Consider the following 18,979-nt stretch of genomic DNA (forward strand, 5'->3'; position numbering starts at 1 on the left):
GGGAGAAACCGAAATACTGACAGGAGGAATCCATGATGAAGAAGTTTACTCTGGTTGTGGCGCTCTTAGTGTTTTCTCCGATCCTGCTGCTTGCCTCAGAGTGCACGCCTAACGACATTAATCTCCTTGTCGGGAAATGGGTGTGCACTAAATCCGCGACGGTGGTCCCGTCTTTCACGGACCAACCGCCTTATTATCAGGTATCGGATAACAATTATTTGTATATTTCGATAACCTGAACCTCCAGGTTACGAAGGATTCTGCGTGCGTGGTAAATTGGAGCTCCTCTCCCAGGAATGGTTTTGCCGGGATATACGTGGTGCGGGACCAGTATGGTCCTATCGGCCGATATCTTGATGAATGTCCTGCAAACGGTGTAATAGAGTCTTTCCGCGGGACCTATGCTATCACCACTACGAACTGTTTAGCAGATCTGCATGGGTATGGGTCTGCCACCGGCGCAGTTTCCTTCCTCACAGTGGAAAAGACGAACTCCAGGAAAATCCGGATTCAATATGGTAACAACACTTTAGGTTTCAGTGTAAGCCTGTCGTGCACCTTGCAATCGCGCCGCTGATATTTTTTTGTTATGGACAAAATGGTGGTGAAGAGTCCATTAGGGGGTGAAGTCTTTATTCTTGCCTTTGGGCCGACATAACGGCCTTTTGGTCGGAATAAAGATTTGGCCCCATTTCCGCCGGATCATGGGCCATCTCCTTGGCCGTATTATACTTCGCAAAGAGAAAGATCCTGAATACATAGAATGACGCGAGAAGGGATACGAGTTCTTCCAGGAGCTCGGGCCAACCGATCACGCCGGCGAAACATATGGCGAGATTCAGTCCAATCATATTTGAGTGGGGCAGCACGAGCCTTGCGAAAGAGAGATAGTTCTTTTTCAATTCCAGGTACACCTGGGCCATGGTCGCAACAGGAAGCAGGATGGGACAGAAATAAAGATAGTAATCCAGGTCCATAAAGTTGTGGATGTTAATCTCACGAAACCCGCTGTCCGTGAGAAGAGCGGGCGTATTCCATCCGAAAATCCTTTGGCCCCAGCTTAGCTCTTCCATGGCGTCAAGGAAAAAGACAAGTACCAGCAACCAATAGCACGCGAGTACGTATCTTGGCCCCTTGGTCGCCTGTTCGTTTCCGGCTTTCATTTTTATCACCGAAATGCCCAGAACGATGGCGTTCAACAGCATCAGCACCGCCGTGAGTGTCTCGAGGATGCCATCCTCGCGGTAGGCGATATTATGACCATCTTTGCTGAAGAGTGCGTAGCCGACGGTAAATGCAAACCCTATAACGGAAGAGAGACATAAAACAGGAACCGGCGAAAGCAGGCCCGGGCCAGGCAGGGGATCTCTCACAAATATACTCTTTACTCTGCTCCACCAGTATTCATCTCTTGCCTTTATAAGCACCAATCCGGAGGCAAGAGTCATTGCCATCATAAACCAGGCCGCGATGTTCACTCTTCGCATCGTAACGGGGAGAATGTGGTGGTCCTGACTGCAACAATTCTCCAATAAGGCGATTATATCTGCCTGGAATATACGATAACAGAACATTGCCGCTATGCCGAGCAAAACCAATAGCAGCCCCGCCATTCCTCTTCCATCATTCATTCTTGTCTCCCGCGAAATGACTAAAAAAGGGCTTATACTTTATACCTCCCGCCGCTGTCAAGATAAATTATGAAACCTGCCTGAGGCGGACTCCCTCCTCTGCAAGTGGTGTTGGTGTTCGGTCTTGCGCCGCCCTGAAATATACCTCATGAGAGGCGCCCTTTACTTCCTCACTTTGAATAAACGGCTACGGCGGAAAGGGAAGTGAAAAGTGAAAAATCCTTTTTTCTGAGGAAAATTTACCCGCCCAGATAGGCGTGAATGACCTTCTCGTTGTGAAGCAGGTTGGCGGATGTGTCTTCGAGCGCGATGCGGCCTGTTTCGATTACGTAGCCCCGTTGGCTGATCTCCAAGGCCATTCGCGCGTTTTGTTCTACCAGGAGGATGCTTGTGCCCTGTGTGTTTATTTCCGCGATGATGTGGAAAATCTCACGGACCAGGATGGGAGAGAGCCCCATCGACGGCTCGTCCATCAACAGAAGCCTGGGTCTCGCCATCAATGCCCGTCCCAGGGCCAGCATCTGCTGCTCGCCGCCGGAGAGGTTTCCTGCGGGGAGCTCCTGCTTTTTGCGCAGCACGGGAAAGCGGGTGAAGACGGCCTCCATATCCTCTTTCAGCCTGTGGGATTTTCCGGTAAAGGCCCCCATTTCCAGGTTTTCCCTCACTTTCAGCGTCGTGAGGATCGCCCGTCCCTCGGGGACCTGAACTATGCCGCTACGGACAATCGCCTGGGGGGAATGGCCGGCAATATCCTTCCCTTCGTATTTGATCGTTCCGCCGGTTATTTTCAGTACGCCGGAGATCGCGTTCAGGGCCGTGCTTTTGCCCGCGCCGTTGGCGCCGATGAGAGCAACGATCTCACCCTCTCCCACCTTCAGGGATATTCCCTGTAGGGCCTTGATGTGGTTGTAATTTACGTATACGTCATTAAGCTCCAGGATCGTCATCAATGTTCTTCCTTACCCAGATAGGCTTCTATGACAAGAGGATTACTCTTCACCTCGTCGGGGGACCCAAGGGCGATCAATTCCCCGAAATTGAGCACCGCCACCTGGAGACAGACGCCCATCACAAATTTCATGTCGTGCTCGATGAGGCAGATGGTATAGCCCCGGCTGTTGATCTCAATGATCTCGCCGATCAGTTCTTCCGTTTCCGAAGGGTTCATTCCGGCTGCCGGCTCGTCTACCAGAAGCAGCTTCGGTGAAGTGGCCAGGGCGCGGGCGAGCTCCAGCTTCCTCTGTTCCCCATAGGAAAGGCTGTCTGCCCGGCGTTTCGCCTTATCGGCCAGGTGAAAGAGATCGAGGATCTCCATTGCCTCTTCGCGCATAGCCTTTTCTTCCTGCCCCTGTATGGGAAGATTCAATAACATTGCCACGGGCGAATAGGTATAGAGGCGATGCATACCGGCAAGTACGTTCTCCAGAAGGGTCAGTTCCTTGAAAATCCTGATATTCTGAAACGTGCGCCCCATCCCCCGGGCAGCGATCGATGAAGGAGGAAGATTGGTGATGTCGGCGCCGTTAAAGACGACCCGTCCCGAGGTAGGGCGGGAGAGGCCGCTGATGATATTGAAGAGCGTGGTTTTCCCGGCCCCGTTCGGACCGATGAGGCCGAAGATCAATCCTTCCCCGACCTTCAGGGAGAGGGAATCCAGGACCCTGAGCCCGCCGTAGTCTTTTGTGATGTTTTCCAGTCGCAGCATCTGTTTTCGTCAATCCTTCTTCTTCACTCTTATGATCCCGTTGGGCAGGTAAATCACCACAAGCACCAGGATCAGGCCGTTCAAGGCCAGGCGGTAAGGCCCTATGAATCTCAGCAATTCGGGCAGAACGGTGAGGATAGTGCTGCCCGCCAGGGGCCCCCAGAATGTTCCGGTACCGCCTAAAATAGCGAAGGTCAGTATGTCTACGGCAAAGTCGAACCCATACTCCCGGGGCGAGAGAAAAAAGGTGAAATGGGCATTGAGGCCGCCGGCCACGCCCGCGATAAAAGCCCCGATCACGAAGGCCCACACTTTGAACGAGGTGGTCTTGATGCCCATTACCGTTGCGGCCACTTCATCTTCCCGAATGGCCTCCAAGGCCCGGCCGAACCGGGAATTCCTGAGCTTCAGGAAAAAATAGATGAGCACCGCCATTACCGCGAGGAGGTGCCAGAGCTCCGTCTTTGGCGGTACGCCGTTTAAGCCCACCGAGCCTCCGGTGATGGTCATATTGAGAAACGCTACCCTGACCACTTCCCCAAAGCCAAGGGTGGCCATGGCAAGGTAGACGCCCGACAGCCTTAAAGTCGGTGCGCCGATAACCAGGGCTACGAAGGCCGGCAGCATGCCGCCGGCAAGGAGCGAGAGGCCGAAGGGGGCGCCCAGCTTCATGGTAAAGAGGGCAGCCGTATAGGCGCCGATCCCCATGAACGCGGCATTCCCCAGCGACAATTGCCCGCAGGCAAGGGTAATGTAGATCGAAAGGGCCAGCATGCCATGGACGAGGATGGTATAGACGAGGGTGTTATAGGTTTGCCAGAAGGACATCAAAAATTCGTTCATCCTTCCCCCCTCATCCTTTCCGCTCTATGGCAGAGCCGAATATGCCGGAGGGCCTGACAAGGAGGATGATGAAGAGCAGGCCGAAGGAGACGGCATCGCGAAAATCCGAAGAGATGTAGGCCACGCTCATTATCTCCGAAAAACCGAGAATCAGTCCGCCCAGCACCGCGCCCCTGATATCCCCCATGCCGCCCAGAATGATGACGGCGATCCCGCGGTGCATGATCGGACCGCCCATGAAGGCGTGAACTGCATTGAAATTGATCCCCGTCAGCACCCCGGCAGCCCCGCCCAGGGCGGAGGCGACGAACGCAGTCAGCTGGAACGTGCGCTCCACGGGAATACCGAGCAAGGCGGCGGTGCGGGGACTTTCCGCAACGGCGCGCACTGCTTTGCCCCACTTTGTCCTGTTCAGGAGGAAGATAATGATCAACATCAAACAGAGGGCAACGCCGATGATAATTATCTGCAGCGAGGTCATCTGTATGGCCCAAAAGGTGTAGGAGGTAACCGGCATGAAATCGAAGGGGAAGCGATAGACCTCGGCGCCGAAAATACCCTGGGAAATGCTGACAATGATCGTGGCACAGCCGATGGTGGCGATCATGGGCGCCAGATGATGAAATTCTCTTTTTCGTAAAGGCCGCACGGCAGCCAGATCTATCAGCCAGCCGAGGATACCCGAGGCCAACATTCCGGCCAGGATCGCAATGAGGGGGCTTACGTTAAATTTTGTGACGATCACAAGACCGGCAAAGGCGCCGACCATAAAGACGGCGCCGTGTGCCAGAGTTATAATTTCGAGCACACCGAAGATCAACGTAAAGCCGAGGGCAAAAAGCGCGTAGACCGCGCCCAGGCCGAGGGCATTGGCAAATTGTTGTAAGAACACTTTTCCTGCCTCAGTACCGCGGAATATTTGTGAAGATCAATGCATCAAATAACGCTATTCGGCGAAAACGGCGAACTTGCCGTCCTTTATAGTCAGTACCCGCCCCTTCTGTTCGGCGTCACGATGTTCGTTGAAGGAGAAAGGACCGCCTACGCCTTTGAAATTCTTTACCTTGGCCAGGGAGTCACGGAGCGCCGTTCTGTCTTTTTCCAGATTGCCCGATATCGTGATGGCCTTGATCCCTTCCGCCATAATGTAGAGGGCATCATAGGCCTGAGCAGCGAACTGATCCGGGGCTACGCCGAATTTCTTGGTGTAGGCTTTGACAAACGCCTTGTTCCTGGGACTCGGATCGTCCAGGAACCACGGACTGCCGCTCAAGGAGCCTTCTGCGGCCTTTCCGGCAATCTGAATCAGTTTTGGCGTATTGAAACCGTTGCCGCCGATAAACCTGACCTTATCGGGCAACCCCAGTTTTCTGGCCTGGAGGATGATATTCGATGCCTCTTCCACGAGGGCGCCACAGACTACCGCATCGGGATTGAGGCTTTTGATCTTGGTAAGCTGGGCGGAAAAATCGATGTCACCCTTGGCAAAGGTCTGGATTGTCAGTACCTGCAGCTTTTCCGCATTCACGGCCCTTAAAAAGATCTCGTGGCTCGATTTGGTCATGGAATCGTCATTGCCATAGAAAAGGGCGACCTTTTTCAGTCCCAGTTTTTTTGTTGCCGCGTTGATCACGATCGGCAGGATGTCCGCTTCCGCGACGGAATTACGGAACACATAGGGGCCGATGGCAGTAATGCCCTCCGCGGTGTTGGAGGTGCCGAAGACGACTGTTTTCTGAGCATTCGCAAATGGATCGGAGGCGAATGCCGAATTGGAGAGGGTCGGGCCGAAGATGGCCAGTACCTTATCCTGGAAGATGAACTTCTTGAAGACATTGATCGCTTCTTCTTTTTTCGCCTGCTCGTCTTCTATCACGAGGGCGATCTTATTCCCCTTTATACCGCCCGCGCCGTTGATCTCCTCGGTAGCGAGGACAAAACCGTTTTTAATGGGCACGCCATACTTGGCGACAGGTCCCGTCAGGGCCTCGGCGACTCCTATCTTGATGTCCGCAGCCTGGGCGGTGAAAGCCAAAGATATTACGAAGGCAATACAACAACTGATCTTTATGAATAGCTTCATCCCTTCTCTCCTGTCTCCTTATTAGAATCTTGTACTAGAATCTTGTTAACCCGAATGAGTGGCAGAGTCAAGTATTTTTGTGAATTATTTCACTGGTTTTTTGCACAGTCTCGATTCTTCCCCTATCTCTGCCGATTATTATAATGTCCTTCCGTTGGCGATGGCATGATGGATCGGGAGGCACAGGCGATCCCTTGAAGAGTACACCCATGCCGGAGGCCTTTTTGCCTGGAATGGCGCCGCCACTCCTCTTTCTACTTTCAGCCCGATTCCGACGTCAATCGGGACATCAGCCACGACGGCAGGGGCTTTGCCTGCCTCGGGGCCGTATTAGTGCTTTCGCAGCTCGGACATTTTTGCTCCTTTACCTCAACTTCGTCCACGCGAAAAGTACGACTGCAGTCTTTGCACTCATATACCTTGCCGAGCGTCATCTTTCACCTCCCCGGCATATCTTGTCACAGGATACTATTATACTACATTTAGCGTCTGCTGCGGGCGAATCATGGCGCAAACCGCAGTACGCCGAAGTCTTGAGGGGCGTGGAAGTTCCGCTCCTTCAAGGGGGACCACGAAGCCCAGTGGGGGCGGCTCGTCTTGTTGCCGCACTTATAGAGGTTGCCCCGCCACTCCCGGCCCGCTATCGTGCCCGGATTCCCCACATAAGCATGAAACAACGCGAAAGGGATCGCGAACTCGAGCGACCACGTGACTTCATCCTCTATCTCACGCTCCACAAGGGGAGGAAGGCTGCCATAAACGGCTACCTGGCCACCTTCCTCCGGGGAAAGGGGCGTGGCCCCCGCCACTCGCCCGTCGACCCTGGCCGGGTCCGTCACGTAAGAGGCGAGCATTGTCCCACCGCAGTTGAACTCGAAATTGAAGTAGCCCGTGTCGGGGTCCGGCTGCACGAAGAGCTCGACACAGCTATCCTCCCAGACGGGTGCCTGGAAATCTGTATGGATGCATCGCACATATCGGTCCCGGACGAAGAACAGCCCGTAGAGGCGGCTCTCGTCGTATAACAGCTTGCATCGCACAAGGGGCCGGTGCGAAGAACTCTCGGGCCTGAAGCAATCGATGGGGAGAAAGGGGACGTCGCCCCAGGCCGGTCCGTCCCAGAGCCCCCGTAGCTCCGGAGGCCAGGCAGCCCTGGGAATGCTATGACGGTAGTCGTTCATGGTATCGACAAATTATGGCGCACGTCGGAGGAAAATGCAACAATCCCCAAGGCCACAAAGAGCGTTTAAGGTCCGGAGGCGGGTTGACGCCGTTCAGGGGAGTCATTAATGTTAAAGAAACGATAAAGATCGTGGTTCTCATTACGGAGGCCCTGCGAAAAATGGAGCGGAAGATACCGCAGCATATGACCCTCAACCGTTTTCTTGTCCAGCAGCAGCACGCGTATCCCGGGGCCGCAGGTGAGTTGACGGCCGTCATGGACCAGCTGGGGACCGTGGGGAAGATTATCTCCAGCTCCATGCGGCGGATCGCCTTGGACGGGCTCACGGGCCTTACCGGGGGGCTGAACGTGCAGGGCGAGGAAGTGAGAAAACTCGATGAGCTGGGGAATACCATCTTTATCGAGGCCTTCGAGTACGTCGATATCGTGGGCGCTGTCGTCTCCGAAGAGATGGACGAGCCCCTGGCCATCTCCTCCGGGGGAGAGCCCGGGAAATACGTGGTCCTCGTGGACCCCATCGACGGCTCCTCGAACCTGGACGTGGACTGCGTTATCGGCTCGATCTTCTCCATACGCAACCTGAAAGGGAGCGTGGAAGAATCCATTTTGCAGAAGGGGACCGGGCAGGTGGCAGCCGGCTATATCATGTACGGGACATCGACGCTGCTCGTCTACACCGCGGGAGACGGGGTGCACATCTTTGTCCTCGACGAGCAGATCGGAGAGTTCGTCCTGACCCACGACATGGTCCGCATGCCCGCCAAAGGGACCATAATGAGCAGCAATTTCGGCAATTATCAACGGTGGGCCGATCCGGTCAAAAGGTTCGCCGGCACCCTTGCCAGGGAGGAAACCTACTCCCTCAGGTATTCCGGAGCCCTCGTGGCCGACCTCCACCAAATCCTTCACAAGGGGGGTATCTACCTTTACCCGGAGGACGACAAGAGGCCTGAGGGGAAACTGAGACTCCTCTACGAATGCGCCCCCCTCGCCATGATCGCCGAGCAGGCAGGTGGAGGGGCAACCAACGGGAAGGCCAGGGTCATGGAGATTGCACCCGGCCACGCGCACCAGCGTGTCCCCTTCGCCATCGGAAGCCCGTATGAAATCGGCAAATATGAAGAATTTTGCCGCGGTTAGCCACCCTGTTTTTGCAGGAGTTCCCTCTAACTTAACACGGTGGTGTCTTCTTTGTCATTTGTCCGAAACAGTGGTATGGCGACGGTCCCGCTCCTGTCGTCGGCCTCACTTCACCGGCTGAACTGCACGACATTCGTCCAGGCACCCGGAGTAGTGCAGGGCCTCCTCTTCCACCTTGTCCTGATAGGCCATCACATTAAGCCCTTTTTCATACTTTGCGGCAAGTTGTTTCATTTTCCCCGAGTGCCGTTTGAGACACTCCTCCTGACAATGTGGCGCATCACCCCGTTTTCCTCCGCCGGAGTTGCCCGTTGCCGGGAAAGAGCAGAACCAGAACCAAAGGAGGAATACAAGGAAAATTACTATCCCCCCTCCGGCGCGGAAGAGACCCTTGAAATGTGTTCTATTGTTCATCTGATCGTGCCTCCTGTAGATACTTCCACCCTTCGAATGGTTCTCAGTCTGCGATGGATTTCTAAAATTTCACTCCCCACGGTTTTGGTCATTGCGTTGAATTGAGCGAAGTTTCCCAAGTTTCGACGAGTCCAAAGGCCTCCCCGGAAGTCCCGGCGAGGGCAAGGCTTTGAAAAAGATGCCTGTTCTGAGTTGCCCGGCTTACCATGCCCAGGATGCGGATCTGGACCTCGGGCTTCTCCTCGGGGGTCAGGATCAGAAAGACCAATTGGACGGGCTTTTCTGTCGATACGTCCGAAATCCCCTGCTTCGCGAGACCGAGGGCCACTAGGGGGGCCGGCAGGCCGGGAAGGCGGACATGGGGAAACGCCGCTCCCTCATTAAAAAAAGTAGATCCCTGCGCCTCGCGCGTGAGAATTGCGGCGTAGAGTTCCCCGGGATCAATCGGCCCGCCTTCTTTCGCGATTGTACCCGTCAAGGCCCGGAGCGCCTCCTCCTTCGTTATCGCATGCTCCCATAGGAGAATGCGGTCGGCCGAGATCAACCCACTCAGGTCCAATGGCTCCCTATCCGCCGGCTCCGCCTTTGCGGGGGCGGGCGTTGCCGGAAGCGGCGCATTGGGCTTCAGACCCCAGGCGTCTTCGTCGCTCGTGTCCAGGACCGCCACGGTAACCCCTTTTGCCCGCCTGATCAGGTTTCCCACGATGTCGTTGTTTCTGCCGAATCTCTTCCAAAACGGCCGCGGCCGGGGTTTCCCGATGACGATATGGCCCACCAGGTATTCTTTCGCAAACCTGAGGATCGTATCCGCCACGTCTTCTCCTTTATAGGTAAATACCATGGCGCCCAGCTGCTTCGCCAAAGTCAGCGTGTCGGAGATGAGCCGCTGTGTCCGCGCATCGATGACCGTCGCCTCTTCCGAGGGGGTCTGGACGTATACGGCATACCAGTTCCGGTTAAGCCTTCCCGCGAGACGGGAGGCATAGCGCAGGAGTTTCTCGCTGTTCGGCCCGTGGGAGCTCAGGCAGACCATTATCTGGTCCGGTGCCACGGTCGGCTTCTCCTCCGGCTCTTCCCGCCTCCTCAGATCGAGCTGTGAAGCCAGCTCGCGCAAAGTGAGCTCCCGGAGCCGTTCAAGGTTGGAATAGGTGAAAAAATTGAGGAGGGACGCCTCAACACGATCGGAGGGGTAAATTTTGCCACTCTGAAGACGCCGCCTCAGGTCTTCGGCGGTGAGATCCACATCCACGATCTGGTCCGCCCCGGCAAGGACCGAATCGGGCAGGCGCTCCCTGACCTTCACCCCGACCGCCTTCTCGATCACGTTGTAGAGGCTCTCCAGGTGCTGGACATTCACCGTGGTGATCACGTGAATTCCCGCGGCGAGAATATCCTGGATATCCTGGTACCGCTTGGGGTTTCTCGCGCCGGGAACGTTCGTGTGGGCAAGCTCGTCGATGAGCGCCACCTGGGGCCTGCGCGCCAGAATTGCGTCGGTATCCATCTCTTCCACTACGATGCCGCGATACTCCTGGTGCTCGCGGGGAATCATCACCAGGCCTTCGGCGAGCTTCTCGATATCGGCCCTGCCGTGGGTCTCGAGTAGCCCTATGACCACGTCTATCCCGTCTTCCTTGAGCCGGTGCCCCTCCTGGAGCATCTGGTACGTCTTTCCTACCCCCGGACAATAGCCGAGGTAGATCTTGAGACGCCCCTGCTGGGAACGGCGTATCAGCCTGAGGAAGGTGTTGGCCCTGCTTTCGGCTTCGTCAATGGGATTTTCTTGTGTCGTCATCGTCGTCGGAGGACATATGTCCTCAGTCTCCCCGGACATCGAGCATCATGTTGAGCTTCAGGACATGGACCCGCGGTTCTCCCAATATTCCCAGGTAACGGTCTTCAGTCGAGCGTGCAATCACCGCAAAGACTTCGTCTTCCCCCCTGCCCCTGGCTTTTGCCACCCGGGGGGCCTGCAGTCGTGCGTTTTGCACGCTTATATGAGGGTCGAGTCCACTCGCCGATGCGGTCACCGCGTCGGCAGGTATGGGGACATCGGGTCCAAGGCCGTTCTCGGCCCGATACTCGGAAATGCGCTGTTTCACCGTCTCTATCAGCTTTCTCGAAGTCGGCCCCAGGTTACTCCCCCCGGAATTGAGCGCGTCATAACCGGTCCCTGCGGCTGACGGCCGGGGATGGAAATATTTGGCAGTTGCAAAACCTTGCCCCACGAGATACGATCCGTGACGCCTTCCTTCCCGCCCCACCATGGAGCCGTTGGCCTCGAAGGGAAAGAGCGCCTGCGCGAGACCCCAGATTACCGCCGGGTAGATGGCGCAGACAAGGACGCCCAGGGACAGGACGGCAATGACCGCGATCTTTAGTTCAACGAAGAGCTTCTTCATCTTCTCTCTCCTTTTACCTCCCTATACCAGGCGTAGCCCGTTGACGATCATATCGATAAGCTTGATCCCCGGGAAAGGGGCCATGAGACCCCCCAGACCGTAGATCAGAAGGTTGCGCCTGAGGATCGCCGCTGCGCCGAGGGGACGGAACCGCACTCCCCGCAGGGCCAGGGGAATAAGGGCCACGATTATGAGGGCATTGAAAATGACCGCGCTCACGATCGCGCTCCTCGGGGAGCCGAGGCCCATGAGGTTGAGGGGGGCGATCACAGGGAAGACGGTCACCACCATCGCCGGGATGATGGCGAAATATTTGGCCACGTCGTTCGCGATACTGAAGGTGGTAAGTGCCCCCCGGGTGACGAGCATCTGCTTGCCGATCTCAACCACTTCTATCAGCTTGGTCGGGTTGGAGTCCAGGTCCACCATGTTCCCCGCTTCCTTGGCTGCCTGAGTCCCCGTATTCATGGCCACACCCACGTCGGCCTGTGCGAGGGCAGGGGCATCGTTTGTGCCGTCGCCGGTCATGGCCACGAGGTGTCCCGCTGCCTGTTCCCTCCGTATGAGGGCCAGCTTGTCTTCCGGCCTGGCTTCGGCAATAAAATCATCTACCCCCGCTTCCCGGGCTATGGCGGCAGCCGTCAACTGGTTGTCTCCTGTAATCATTACGGTCTTGATGCCCATTGCCCTGAACCGGTCAAAGCGGTCTTTCAACCCGCCTTTGACAATATCCTTCAGGTGGATGGACCCCAGGACCCTCGTTCCTTCTGCGACCAGTAAGGGGGTTCCCCCCCGGAAGGAGATGCGGCTGACCGCGTCACGCACTTCCGGGGGGATGGAGCCGGTAAGAGCTTCTATGGAGTCGACGGCCCCTTTTCTGATCTGCCTGCCGTCCATATCCACGCCGCTCATCCTCGTCTGGGCCGAGAAGGCGACAAATTCCGCGTTCGGCAGCTCCAGGATCGAACGGCCCCTGAGACCATAATCTTTCGCGAGGACCACGATGCTTCTGCCCTCCGGCGTCTCGTCCGCCAGGGATGCAAGCTGCGCGGCATTTGCCAATTCCTGGGCTTCCACTCCCGGCGCAGGGATGAATTCCACGGCCTGCCGATCGCCCAAGGTGATGGTGCCCGTCTTATCGAGAAGCAGCACATCCACATCCCCCGCCGCCTCCACCGCCCGGCCGCTCATGGCCAATACGTTTTTCTGTACCATGCGGTCGATGCCCGCGATGCCGATGGCGCTTAGGAGACCCCCGATAGTGGTGGGGATGAGGCAGACGAGCAGAGCCGTCAGTACGGTGGTGGAAAAGTCGATGTGCGAATAGAGCCCGAAGGGCTTCAGGGTCATGACCACTACGAGAAAAATGATGGTCATGGCAGAGAGAAGAATCGTGAGGGCGATCTCGTTCGGCGTCTTCTGCCTCACTGCCCCTTCCACGAGGCCGATCATCCTGTCGAGGAAACTCTCTCCGGGGTTTGCCGTAACACACACGTGGATCCAGTCGGACAGGACCCGGGTGCCGCCGGTAACGGCGCTTCTGTCGCCGCCGGCCTCGCGGATCACCGGGGCGGATTCTCCTGTGATCGCCGATTCGTCCACGGTTGCCACGCCCTCGACAATCTCACCGTCCGCAGGGATCATGTCTCCTGCGGAGACAACTACAAGATCGCCTTTCTTCAAAGCCTGGGCCTCGATTTCAACAAATGATCCATCCGGACTGAGAAGATTGGCGGTCGTGCTGGTCCGCGTCTTCCGAAGGGCATTTGCCTGCGCCTTTCCCCGGCCCTCGGCCATTGCCTCGGCAAAATTGGCAAAAAGCACCGTGAACCAGAGCCATAGGGATATCTGCAATCCGAAGCCGAAAGGCTCCTCCTTCGACGGGAAGGCAAGGCTGACGGTGGTAATCGCGGCGCCTGCTTCGGTGACGAATATAACCGGGTTCTTCATGAGCTTTCTCGGATTCAGCTTTTTAAAGGAGTCGAAGATCGCCTGCCTGATTATCTGCCGGTCCAAAAGGGAATGGGTTCTCGCAGCCATAATGTATGACTCCTCTAGTAGAGCACCTGAGATTTCGTCAAAAGAAAATGTTCCACCACGGGACCGAGGGCAAGGGCGGGGAGAAAGGTGAGGGCCCCCACGATAAGAACCGTCCCGACGAGGACGAGAATGAATATGGGGCCCCAGACAGGGAAGCTCCCCCCTGACGAGGGGACCTGCTTCTTTTTCGCCAGGCTTCCCGCAAGGGCCATGACAGGAACGATCATCAGGAAGCGGCCGAAAAGCATGGCGAGACCCAGAGTGGTGTTGTACCAGGAGGTGTTTCCCGATAAACCGGCAAAGGCGCTCCCGTTATTGCCCGTAGCCGATGAAAAGGCGTAGAGAATCTCGCTCAGGCCATGAGGTCCCGCGTTATTGAGGCCCGCGAGCCCCCATGTGCTTATTACCGCCCAGGCAGAAAAGCCGAGGATCGAGAAAATCAGGATGAGCAGCGCGAGGACCGAAACCTTCACGTCATAGGAATCGATCTTCTTGCCCAGATATTCCGGGGTCCGCCCCACCATCAGCCCCGTCAGAAAGACGGCGAGGACCACAAAGATGAGCATTCCGTAGAGTCCGGCGCCCACGCCGCCGAATACCACTTCGCCGAGCTGGATGTTAAAGAGGGGAATGAGGCCCCCAAGGGGCGTGAAGGAATCGTGCATACTATTTACCGCACCGCACGAGGCGGCAGAGGTGACCGTGGCAAAAAGGGCTGAGCCGAAGATCCCGAAGCGGACCTCCTTTCCCTCCATGTTGCCGCCTGCCGCATCGATTCCCAATGCATGGAGCCGCGGATTGCCCCCGGCCTCGGCCCACCAGCAGACGAAGAAGGCGGCGAGGAAAAGGATTGCCATGGCGCTCCAGATTGCCCAGCCGTGTTGCTGCTTTTTCACCATCCTGCCGAGGTAATAGGTGAGACCGCCAGGGATGAGAAAGATCGAAAGGATCTGGATAAAGTTGGACAGGGGGGTCGGGTTCTCGTAGGGATGGGCTGCATTTGCATTGAAGAAGCCGCCTCCGTTCGTTCCCACCATCTTGATCGCGACCTGGGACGCCGCCGGCCCTTGGGGAATAACCTGATTTTCGACCTTTGTGCCGCCGGCCAATGCATTTCCTTTTTCCCCGGACCCTTCCTGCGGGGGAGGAGTGACAACCGCCGGTTCCACAAGGCTCGCCTTTTCATAGGCCCGGAAGTTCTGGACCACCCCCTGGGCTGAAAGGAAAAGGGCAAAAATAACGCAAATGGGGATGAGGAGGTAGAGATGGATGCGGACGAGATCTACCCAGAAATTTCCGATCGTGTCTGCCGAATGGCGGGCAATGCCCCGCACGAGAGCCGCGGCAACGCCGATTCCCACGGCGGCGGAGGCGAAATTATGGAACGTGAGGCCCACCATCTGGGAGAAATAGGAGAGTGTCGATTCACCCCCGTAATTCTGCCAGTCCGTATTCGTGGTAAAGCTTGCGGCCGTATTGAACGCCAGGTCGCTGCTCACCGCCCCGAAACCCTGGGGATTAAGGGGAAGAATATGCTGGAGCCTGAGGACCGCGTAGGTGAAAAGAAGCCCGGCGAGGCTGAAACAAAGCAGGGATATCGCATAGCTCTTCCAGTCTTGCTCCCGGCCCTTATTTATACCGAATATTCTATAGAAAAGCCTCTCCAGGGGACGCAGCGCCGGATCGAGGAAGGTCTTCCCCTCGCCGTCGAGGACCCGCACCAGATAAAGCCCCACCGGCTTCGTGAGCGCAGTAAGGAGCCCCAGGAAGAGCGCCAGTTGGATGTAGCCATATATGTTCATACCCATACCTCTTTCAGAACTTCTCCGGGTAAAGCACGCTGAGGAGAAGATAGACGATCAAAACAATACCGACGACCGCGCCTATTGCATCAACCATGTTTCAAAGCCTCCCGCAGCCATGGACGTATATGACGCAGATCCCGAAAAAGACGGTGGAGAGAAGGATATAAAGAAGATCCGTCATGAACCGATTTCCTCCTTTCTTGTACGGTCTGCCCTCAAGAGGGTGAAGGTGAAGACGCTCCCCTTGCCTTCCATGCTGCTTGCGCTCGCCGTCCCTCCATGGGCCCCGGTAATCTGCTTCACTATGGCGAGCCCAAGCCCCGTGCCCGTCTCTTTTTCCTGTTTGGGGACGCGGAAGAACTGCTCGAAGACGCTACTCAAATATTCCGGCGGGATGCCCCTGCCCGTGTCCGTGATCTCAAATTTCACCCGTTTTTCCTCCACGACTGCCGAGATCGTGATCTTTCCGCCCGGATCGGTATATCGGAGGGCATTGGAAAGAAGATTGGAGAAGACGTGGGCGATCTGTGTCGCGTCGGCCCATACCTCGGGCGGATCTCCAGGCAAATATGTCTCGATGAAGACGCCCTTATCGTGGGCCATGAGCGTGAACAGGTCTACTGCCTCGAGGGCGAGCTCGTTCGGATTTTTTGCCTCGAAATTCATAATCATCCTGCCGGACTCTATCCGGCTGATGTCGAGAAGGCTGCCCAAAATGGAGTGAAGCCTGTCGCTGTCCTCCCGGGCCGCCAGCAAAAGCTCGACCTGTTTTTCCGTGAGAGGGCCCACTCTCTCTTCAAGTAAAATATGAATTGCCATGCGAATCGATGTGAGGGGGCTCTTTAACTGATGGGAGACGACCGATACAATCCCCCGCTTCATCTCATCCTGCTGCCACATTTGCGTTACGTCCTTAAGGACCAGGACAATTCCGGTGGGGAGGCCTTCCGGGTCGAGGATGGGCACTGCTTCCGGACGGAAGAACCTCTCTTCCCCCTTGATGAACTGCTGTATCACGGTCTTCCTGTTTTCGGGCGCGGTGACGGGCGCATTCTTTATGGCCTGCCGCCAGGCGTCTTTGAGAACGGGAAATTTGAGGCCGTCTATCGTGGTGTTCGGTTTCAAGCCGAAGACCTCTCTCGCGAGCTCCGTCGCGGTCTCCACCCGCCCCTCGAGGTCCAATAGGGCAATGGAATCGGGGAGGCTGTCGAAGGCGCGCTGCGTGGCCCGCTGAACCCGGATCAGTTTCGCATGGTCCGAGCGGCGGGATTCCCGAAGGTTCGCCGCCATCGTATTGAAGGCCTCCGAAAGGTGGCCGATCTCGTCTTTTGAGTCGCTCCTTACCACGAGATCGAGGTTTCCCCGCCCGATCTCGTCTGCTGACGCGATAAGCCGGTTTATGGGGTGGAGAATCCACCGGCTGGTGAGGAAAAAAAACCCGGCAGCCACCATTGCGCCGAAAACGAGGAGCAGGTACATCTGCCTGCGGGCCGATGCGGCCTTGTGACGCGCCGCATCATTGGCTTCATTCATGTTGTGCTGGTTCATCCGGAGAATCTCGTCGGCAGTATCTTTGATCTGGCGAAAAAGAGAAAGCACTTTCGAGAAGTAGGTCTCCCGGCGCATCGCAAGGGAGGCGCCTGGGTCATGGATCGTCTCAATCTCTCTCTTATACTGACGGTAAAGCTCCCGGATGCGCGCCACCTTCCGGCCCTCTCCGGGCAGGGTTATATTGTCCGATTCTGTCGCGAGGGCCTTGTCGAAGGCCTCAGAATTTGCGCGGATGAGGCCGTTCCCTCTTTGCCGGTCCCCCAGAAGCCCGACGAGAACGCCGCTATCGATCCCCTCCAGGGCTTCCTTCATCTGCTGACAGGCGACCACGCTCCTGTAATTCTCCCGCAGGATCACGTCTATCGACTCTCCCAGCCCTGTCAGATAGGTGATTCCCTGAATCCCGATTATCAGAATAATCAGGAGGAGGCCTCCAAAGCCCAATGACAATTTTTTCTGTAATCCCGACACCTGTTTCTCCTGATACCTATGATAGCAAACATTATGCCGCGGGGTAGAGATTGCTAACCCATTGATAATATAATCATATTTATTAATGAAAGAAGATGGGGCCTTGCATTTTTCACGGACTCGGACAAAAACTCATTGTAAATTGCAAGGGTTCGAGAGGGGCACTATTCTATATTTCGTACTTCTTGCGGCGCCGCCAGAGGGTGGCCTGATCGATTCCCAGTATATCGGCTGCCTCCTGCAATGATTTTGTTCCCGCGAGAATCCTGCGGATATGCTGCTCCTCTATCTCATCGAGGGTCGCCCGGTCGCCGATGGCCGGGCGGTGACTGTCCGGGACCAGGGTTGGCGGCAGGGATTCCGTACCCACCTTATCAGAAGGGCTTATGATGGCTGCCCTTTCGATGATATTCCGTAGCTCCCTTACATTTCCCGGCCATTGATATTGTCGAAGCGCCCGGATCGCGTCCGCGGTGAAGCCCACAAGAGAGCGGTGATTATTCCGGGCATAGAAGGCCAGCAATCTCTCCGCGATAGCGATGATATCGTCAGGGCGCTCCCGTAGCGGCGGGATCTCGATCTGAATCACGTTGAGCCGGTAAAAAAGGTCTTCCCGAAACCTCCCTTCCGCGACGGCTTTTCCGAGGTCGATATGGGTCGCCGTGATAAGGCGGACGTTCGCCCTGCGGGTCTCATAATCTCCTACCCGTTCATATTCTTTGTCCTGGGCAAAGCGCAGGAGCTTCGGCTGCAAGGAAAGAGGCAGGTCGCCGATCTCGTCGAGCAGGATGGTGCCGCCCTCGCAGGCAGCGATACGTCCCGGATTATCCCGTATTGCGCCGGTGAAGGCGCCTCTCACATGTCCGAAAAGCTCGCTTTCCAAAAGATCTGCCGAGAATGAGGGACACGAGACAATGCCCAGAGGTTTGGCCGACCGGTTGCTCCAGCCGTGTATGGCCCTGGCGAGAACGGTTTTTCCGGTCCCGCTCTCTCCCCGAAGAAGGATGGTGGCATCCGAGACCGCCACCTGGCGCGCAAGGTTTAAGGCCCGTTGCACCGCACCGCTCTCACTGGAGAAATCTATCTCAGGATGGAGACGCCCTAAATCTTCCTGGAGAGAGGCAACCTTCTGTTCCAGGGTCCTGAGCTCGAACACCTTCTCCATTGCGAGCCTCACCTGGGCAGGGGTGAAAGGCTTGGGAACGTAATCGGTCGCGCCGCGCCTTATCGCCTCGATCGCGGTCTCTATGGAGGCATAGGCCGTAATGACGATGATCTTGAGCCGGGGATTCGCGGCACGCAAGGGGGCGAGCAGGTCGAGCCCGCTTTCCGTTCCGAGCCTTAAATCCACAAAGGCCATATCGAATGACCTTCCCGACGCCTCGGCAACCGCATCATTGAAATTACTCACCGCCGTTACCTTATGGCCCTCCGCCTCCAGAAATATGGAAAGGGTCTTGCGGATATTTATCTCGTCGTCGACGACAAGGACACTTAGCATCTCATTCGCGGTCTCATTTGGCGTCATTCACTATTCCCCGGCTTAGGTGATGATAACGTCTGTCTTTCTTTTTTGTCAACTCCTCAGGTGTCGGTGGATATTTTCTGCCGCCCCTGGATCAGACCCGGAACCGCCAAAATCCTCCGGAAGAATAGAAGGCCCGCACCTTTCCGTCCTTTTCAGGCACCATCTTATAGATTAGCCAAATGG

15 protein-coding genes are annotated in these 18,979 nt (G+C 56.4%); 1 reads left to right on the forward strand and 14 read right to left on the reverse strand.

Going from position 1 to position 18,979, the window contains the following annotated elements; translation table 11 throughout:
• Positions 1-632: 632 nt before the first annotated feature.
• From VGJ94_19100 to VGJ94_19130, 7 genes are all read right to left on the reverse strand, one after another.
• Positions 633-1,631, reverse strand: a complete 999-nt coding sequence (locus VGJ94_19100; protein HEY3278729.1) for a hypothetical protein — start codon at positions 1,629-1,631, stop codon at positions 633-635.
• Between the two features lie 239 nt (positions 1,632-1,870).
• Positions 1,871-2,578 carry an ABC transporter ATP-binding protein gene (locus tag VGJ94_19105; GenBank protein ID HEY3278730.1) on the reverse strand — a complete coding sequence of 236 codons (708 nt, stop codon included), beginning with the start codon at positions 2,576-2,578 and terminating at the stop codon, positions 1,871-1,873.
• Positions 2,578-3,336: an ABC transporter ATP-binding protein gene (locus tag VGJ94_19110; GenBank protein ID HEY3278731.1), complete on the reverse strand. Its 759-nt coding sequence runs from the start codon at positions 3,334-3,336 to the stop codon at positions 2,578-2,580. The genes VGJ94_19105 and VGJ94_19110 overlap by 1 nt, the downstream gene beginning before the upstream one ends.
• Before the next feature lie 9 nt (positions 3,337-3,345).
• Positions 3,346-4,179, reverse strand: a complete 834-nt coding sequence (locus tag VGJ94_19115; protein ID HEY3278732.1) for a branched-chain amino acid ABC transporter permease — start codon at positions 4,177-4,179, stop codon at positions 3,346-3,348.
• 10 nt (positions 4,180-4,189) lie between these two features.
• The gene (locus tag VGJ94_19120) at positions 4,190-5,071 is read right to left on the reverse strand and encodes a branched-chain amino acid ABC transporter permease (GenBank protein ID HEY3278733.1); all 882 of its coding nucleotides are present in this window, start codon (positions 5,069-5,071) and stop codon (positions 4,190-4,192) included.
• 54 nt (positions 5,072-5,125) lie between these two features.
• Positions 5,126-6,262 (reverse strand): ABC transporter substrate-binding protein, encoded by a 1,137-nt coding sequence (locus VGJ94_19125; GenBank protein ID HEY3278734.1) that lies wholly within the window; start codon positions 6,260-6,262, stop codon positions 5,126-5,128.
• A gap of 503 nt (positions 6,263-6,765) precedes the next feature.
• Positions 6,766-7,443 carry a carbohydrate-binding family 9-like protein gene (locus VGJ94_19130; GenBank protein HEY3278735.1) on the reverse strand — a complete coding sequence of 226 codons (678 nt, stop codon included), beginning with the start codon at positions 7,441-7,443 and terminating at the stop codon, positions 6,766-6,768.
• Between the two features lie 83 nt (positions 7,444-7,526).
• Here VGJ94_19130 and fbp point away from each other — a divergent pair, with 83 nt between their 5' ends.
• Entirely contained in the window at positions 7,527-8,585 is a 1,059-nt protein-coding gene (gene fbp / locus VGJ94_19135; GenBank protein HEY3278736.1) for a class 1 fructose-bisphosphatase, read from the forward strand.
• Positions 8,586-8,690: 105 nt separating this feature from the next.
• Here the strand turns inward: fbp and VGJ94_19140 are convergent, their stop codons facing one another.
• The 7 genes from VGJ94_19140 to VGJ94_19170 all read right to left on the reverse strand — a co-directional run bounded on the left by VGJ94_19140 (position 8,691) and on the right by VGJ94_19170 (position 18,796).
• Positions 8,691-8,999, reverse strand: coding sequence for a hypothetical protein (locus VGJ94_19140; protein ID HEY3278737.1), 309 nt, complete (start codon positions 8,997-8,999; stop codon positions 8,691-8,693).
• Between the two features lie 88 nt (positions 9,000-9,087).
• Positions 9,088-10,794, reverse strand: coding sequence for a PTS sugar transporter subunit IIA (locus tag VGJ94_19145; GenBank protein HEY3278738.1), 1,707 nt, complete (start codon positions 10,792-10,794; stop codon positions 9,088-9,090).
• Positions 10,795-10,816: 22 nt separating this feature from the next.
• Positions 10,817-11,401, reverse strand: a complete 585-nt coding sequence (kdpC, locus tag VGJ94_19150) for a K(+)-transporting ATPase subunit C (GenBank protein ID HEY3278739.1) — start codon at positions 11,399-11,401, stop codon at positions 10,817-10,819.
• A gap of 21 nt (positions 11,402-11,422) precedes the next feature.
• Complete coding sequence (gene kdpB / locus VGJ94_19155; protein ID HEY3278740.1) at positions 11,423-13,441, reverse strand: potassium-transporting ATPase subunit KdpB; 2,019 nt, start codon at positions 13,439-13,441, stop codon at positions 11,423-11,425.
• A gap of 14 nt (positions 13,442-13,455) precedes the next feature.
• On the reverse strand, positions 13,456-15,243 hold the full coding sequence (kdpA, locus tag VGJ94_19160; protein ID HEY3278741.1) for a potassium-transporting ATPase subunit KdpA: 1,788 nt from the start codon (positions 15,241-15,243) through the stop codon (positions 13,456-13,458).
• A 180-nt stretch (positions 15,244-15,423) separates the two neighbouring features.
• Positions 15,424-17,268 carry an ATP-binding protein gene (locus VGJ94_19165; GenBank protein HEY3278742.1) on the reverse strand — a complete coding sequence of 615 codons (1,845 nt, stop codon included), beginning with the start codon at positions 17,266-17,268 and terminating at the stop codon, positions 15,424-15,426.
• Positions 17,269-17,437: 169 nt separating this feature from the next.
• Complete coding sequence (locus tag VGJ94_19170; protein ID HEY3278743.1) at positions 17,438-18,796, reverse strand: sigma-54 dependent transcriptional regulator; 1,359 nt, start codon at positions 18,794-18,796, stop codon at positions 17,438-17,440.
• Between the last annotated feature and the right edge of the window lie 183 nt (positions 18,797-18,979).

The organism is Syntrophorhabdaceae bacterium (assembly GCA_036504895.1).
Classification (GTDB): Bacteria; Desulfobacterota; Syntrophorhabdia; order Syntrophorhabdales; family Syntrophorhabdaceae; genus PNOM01.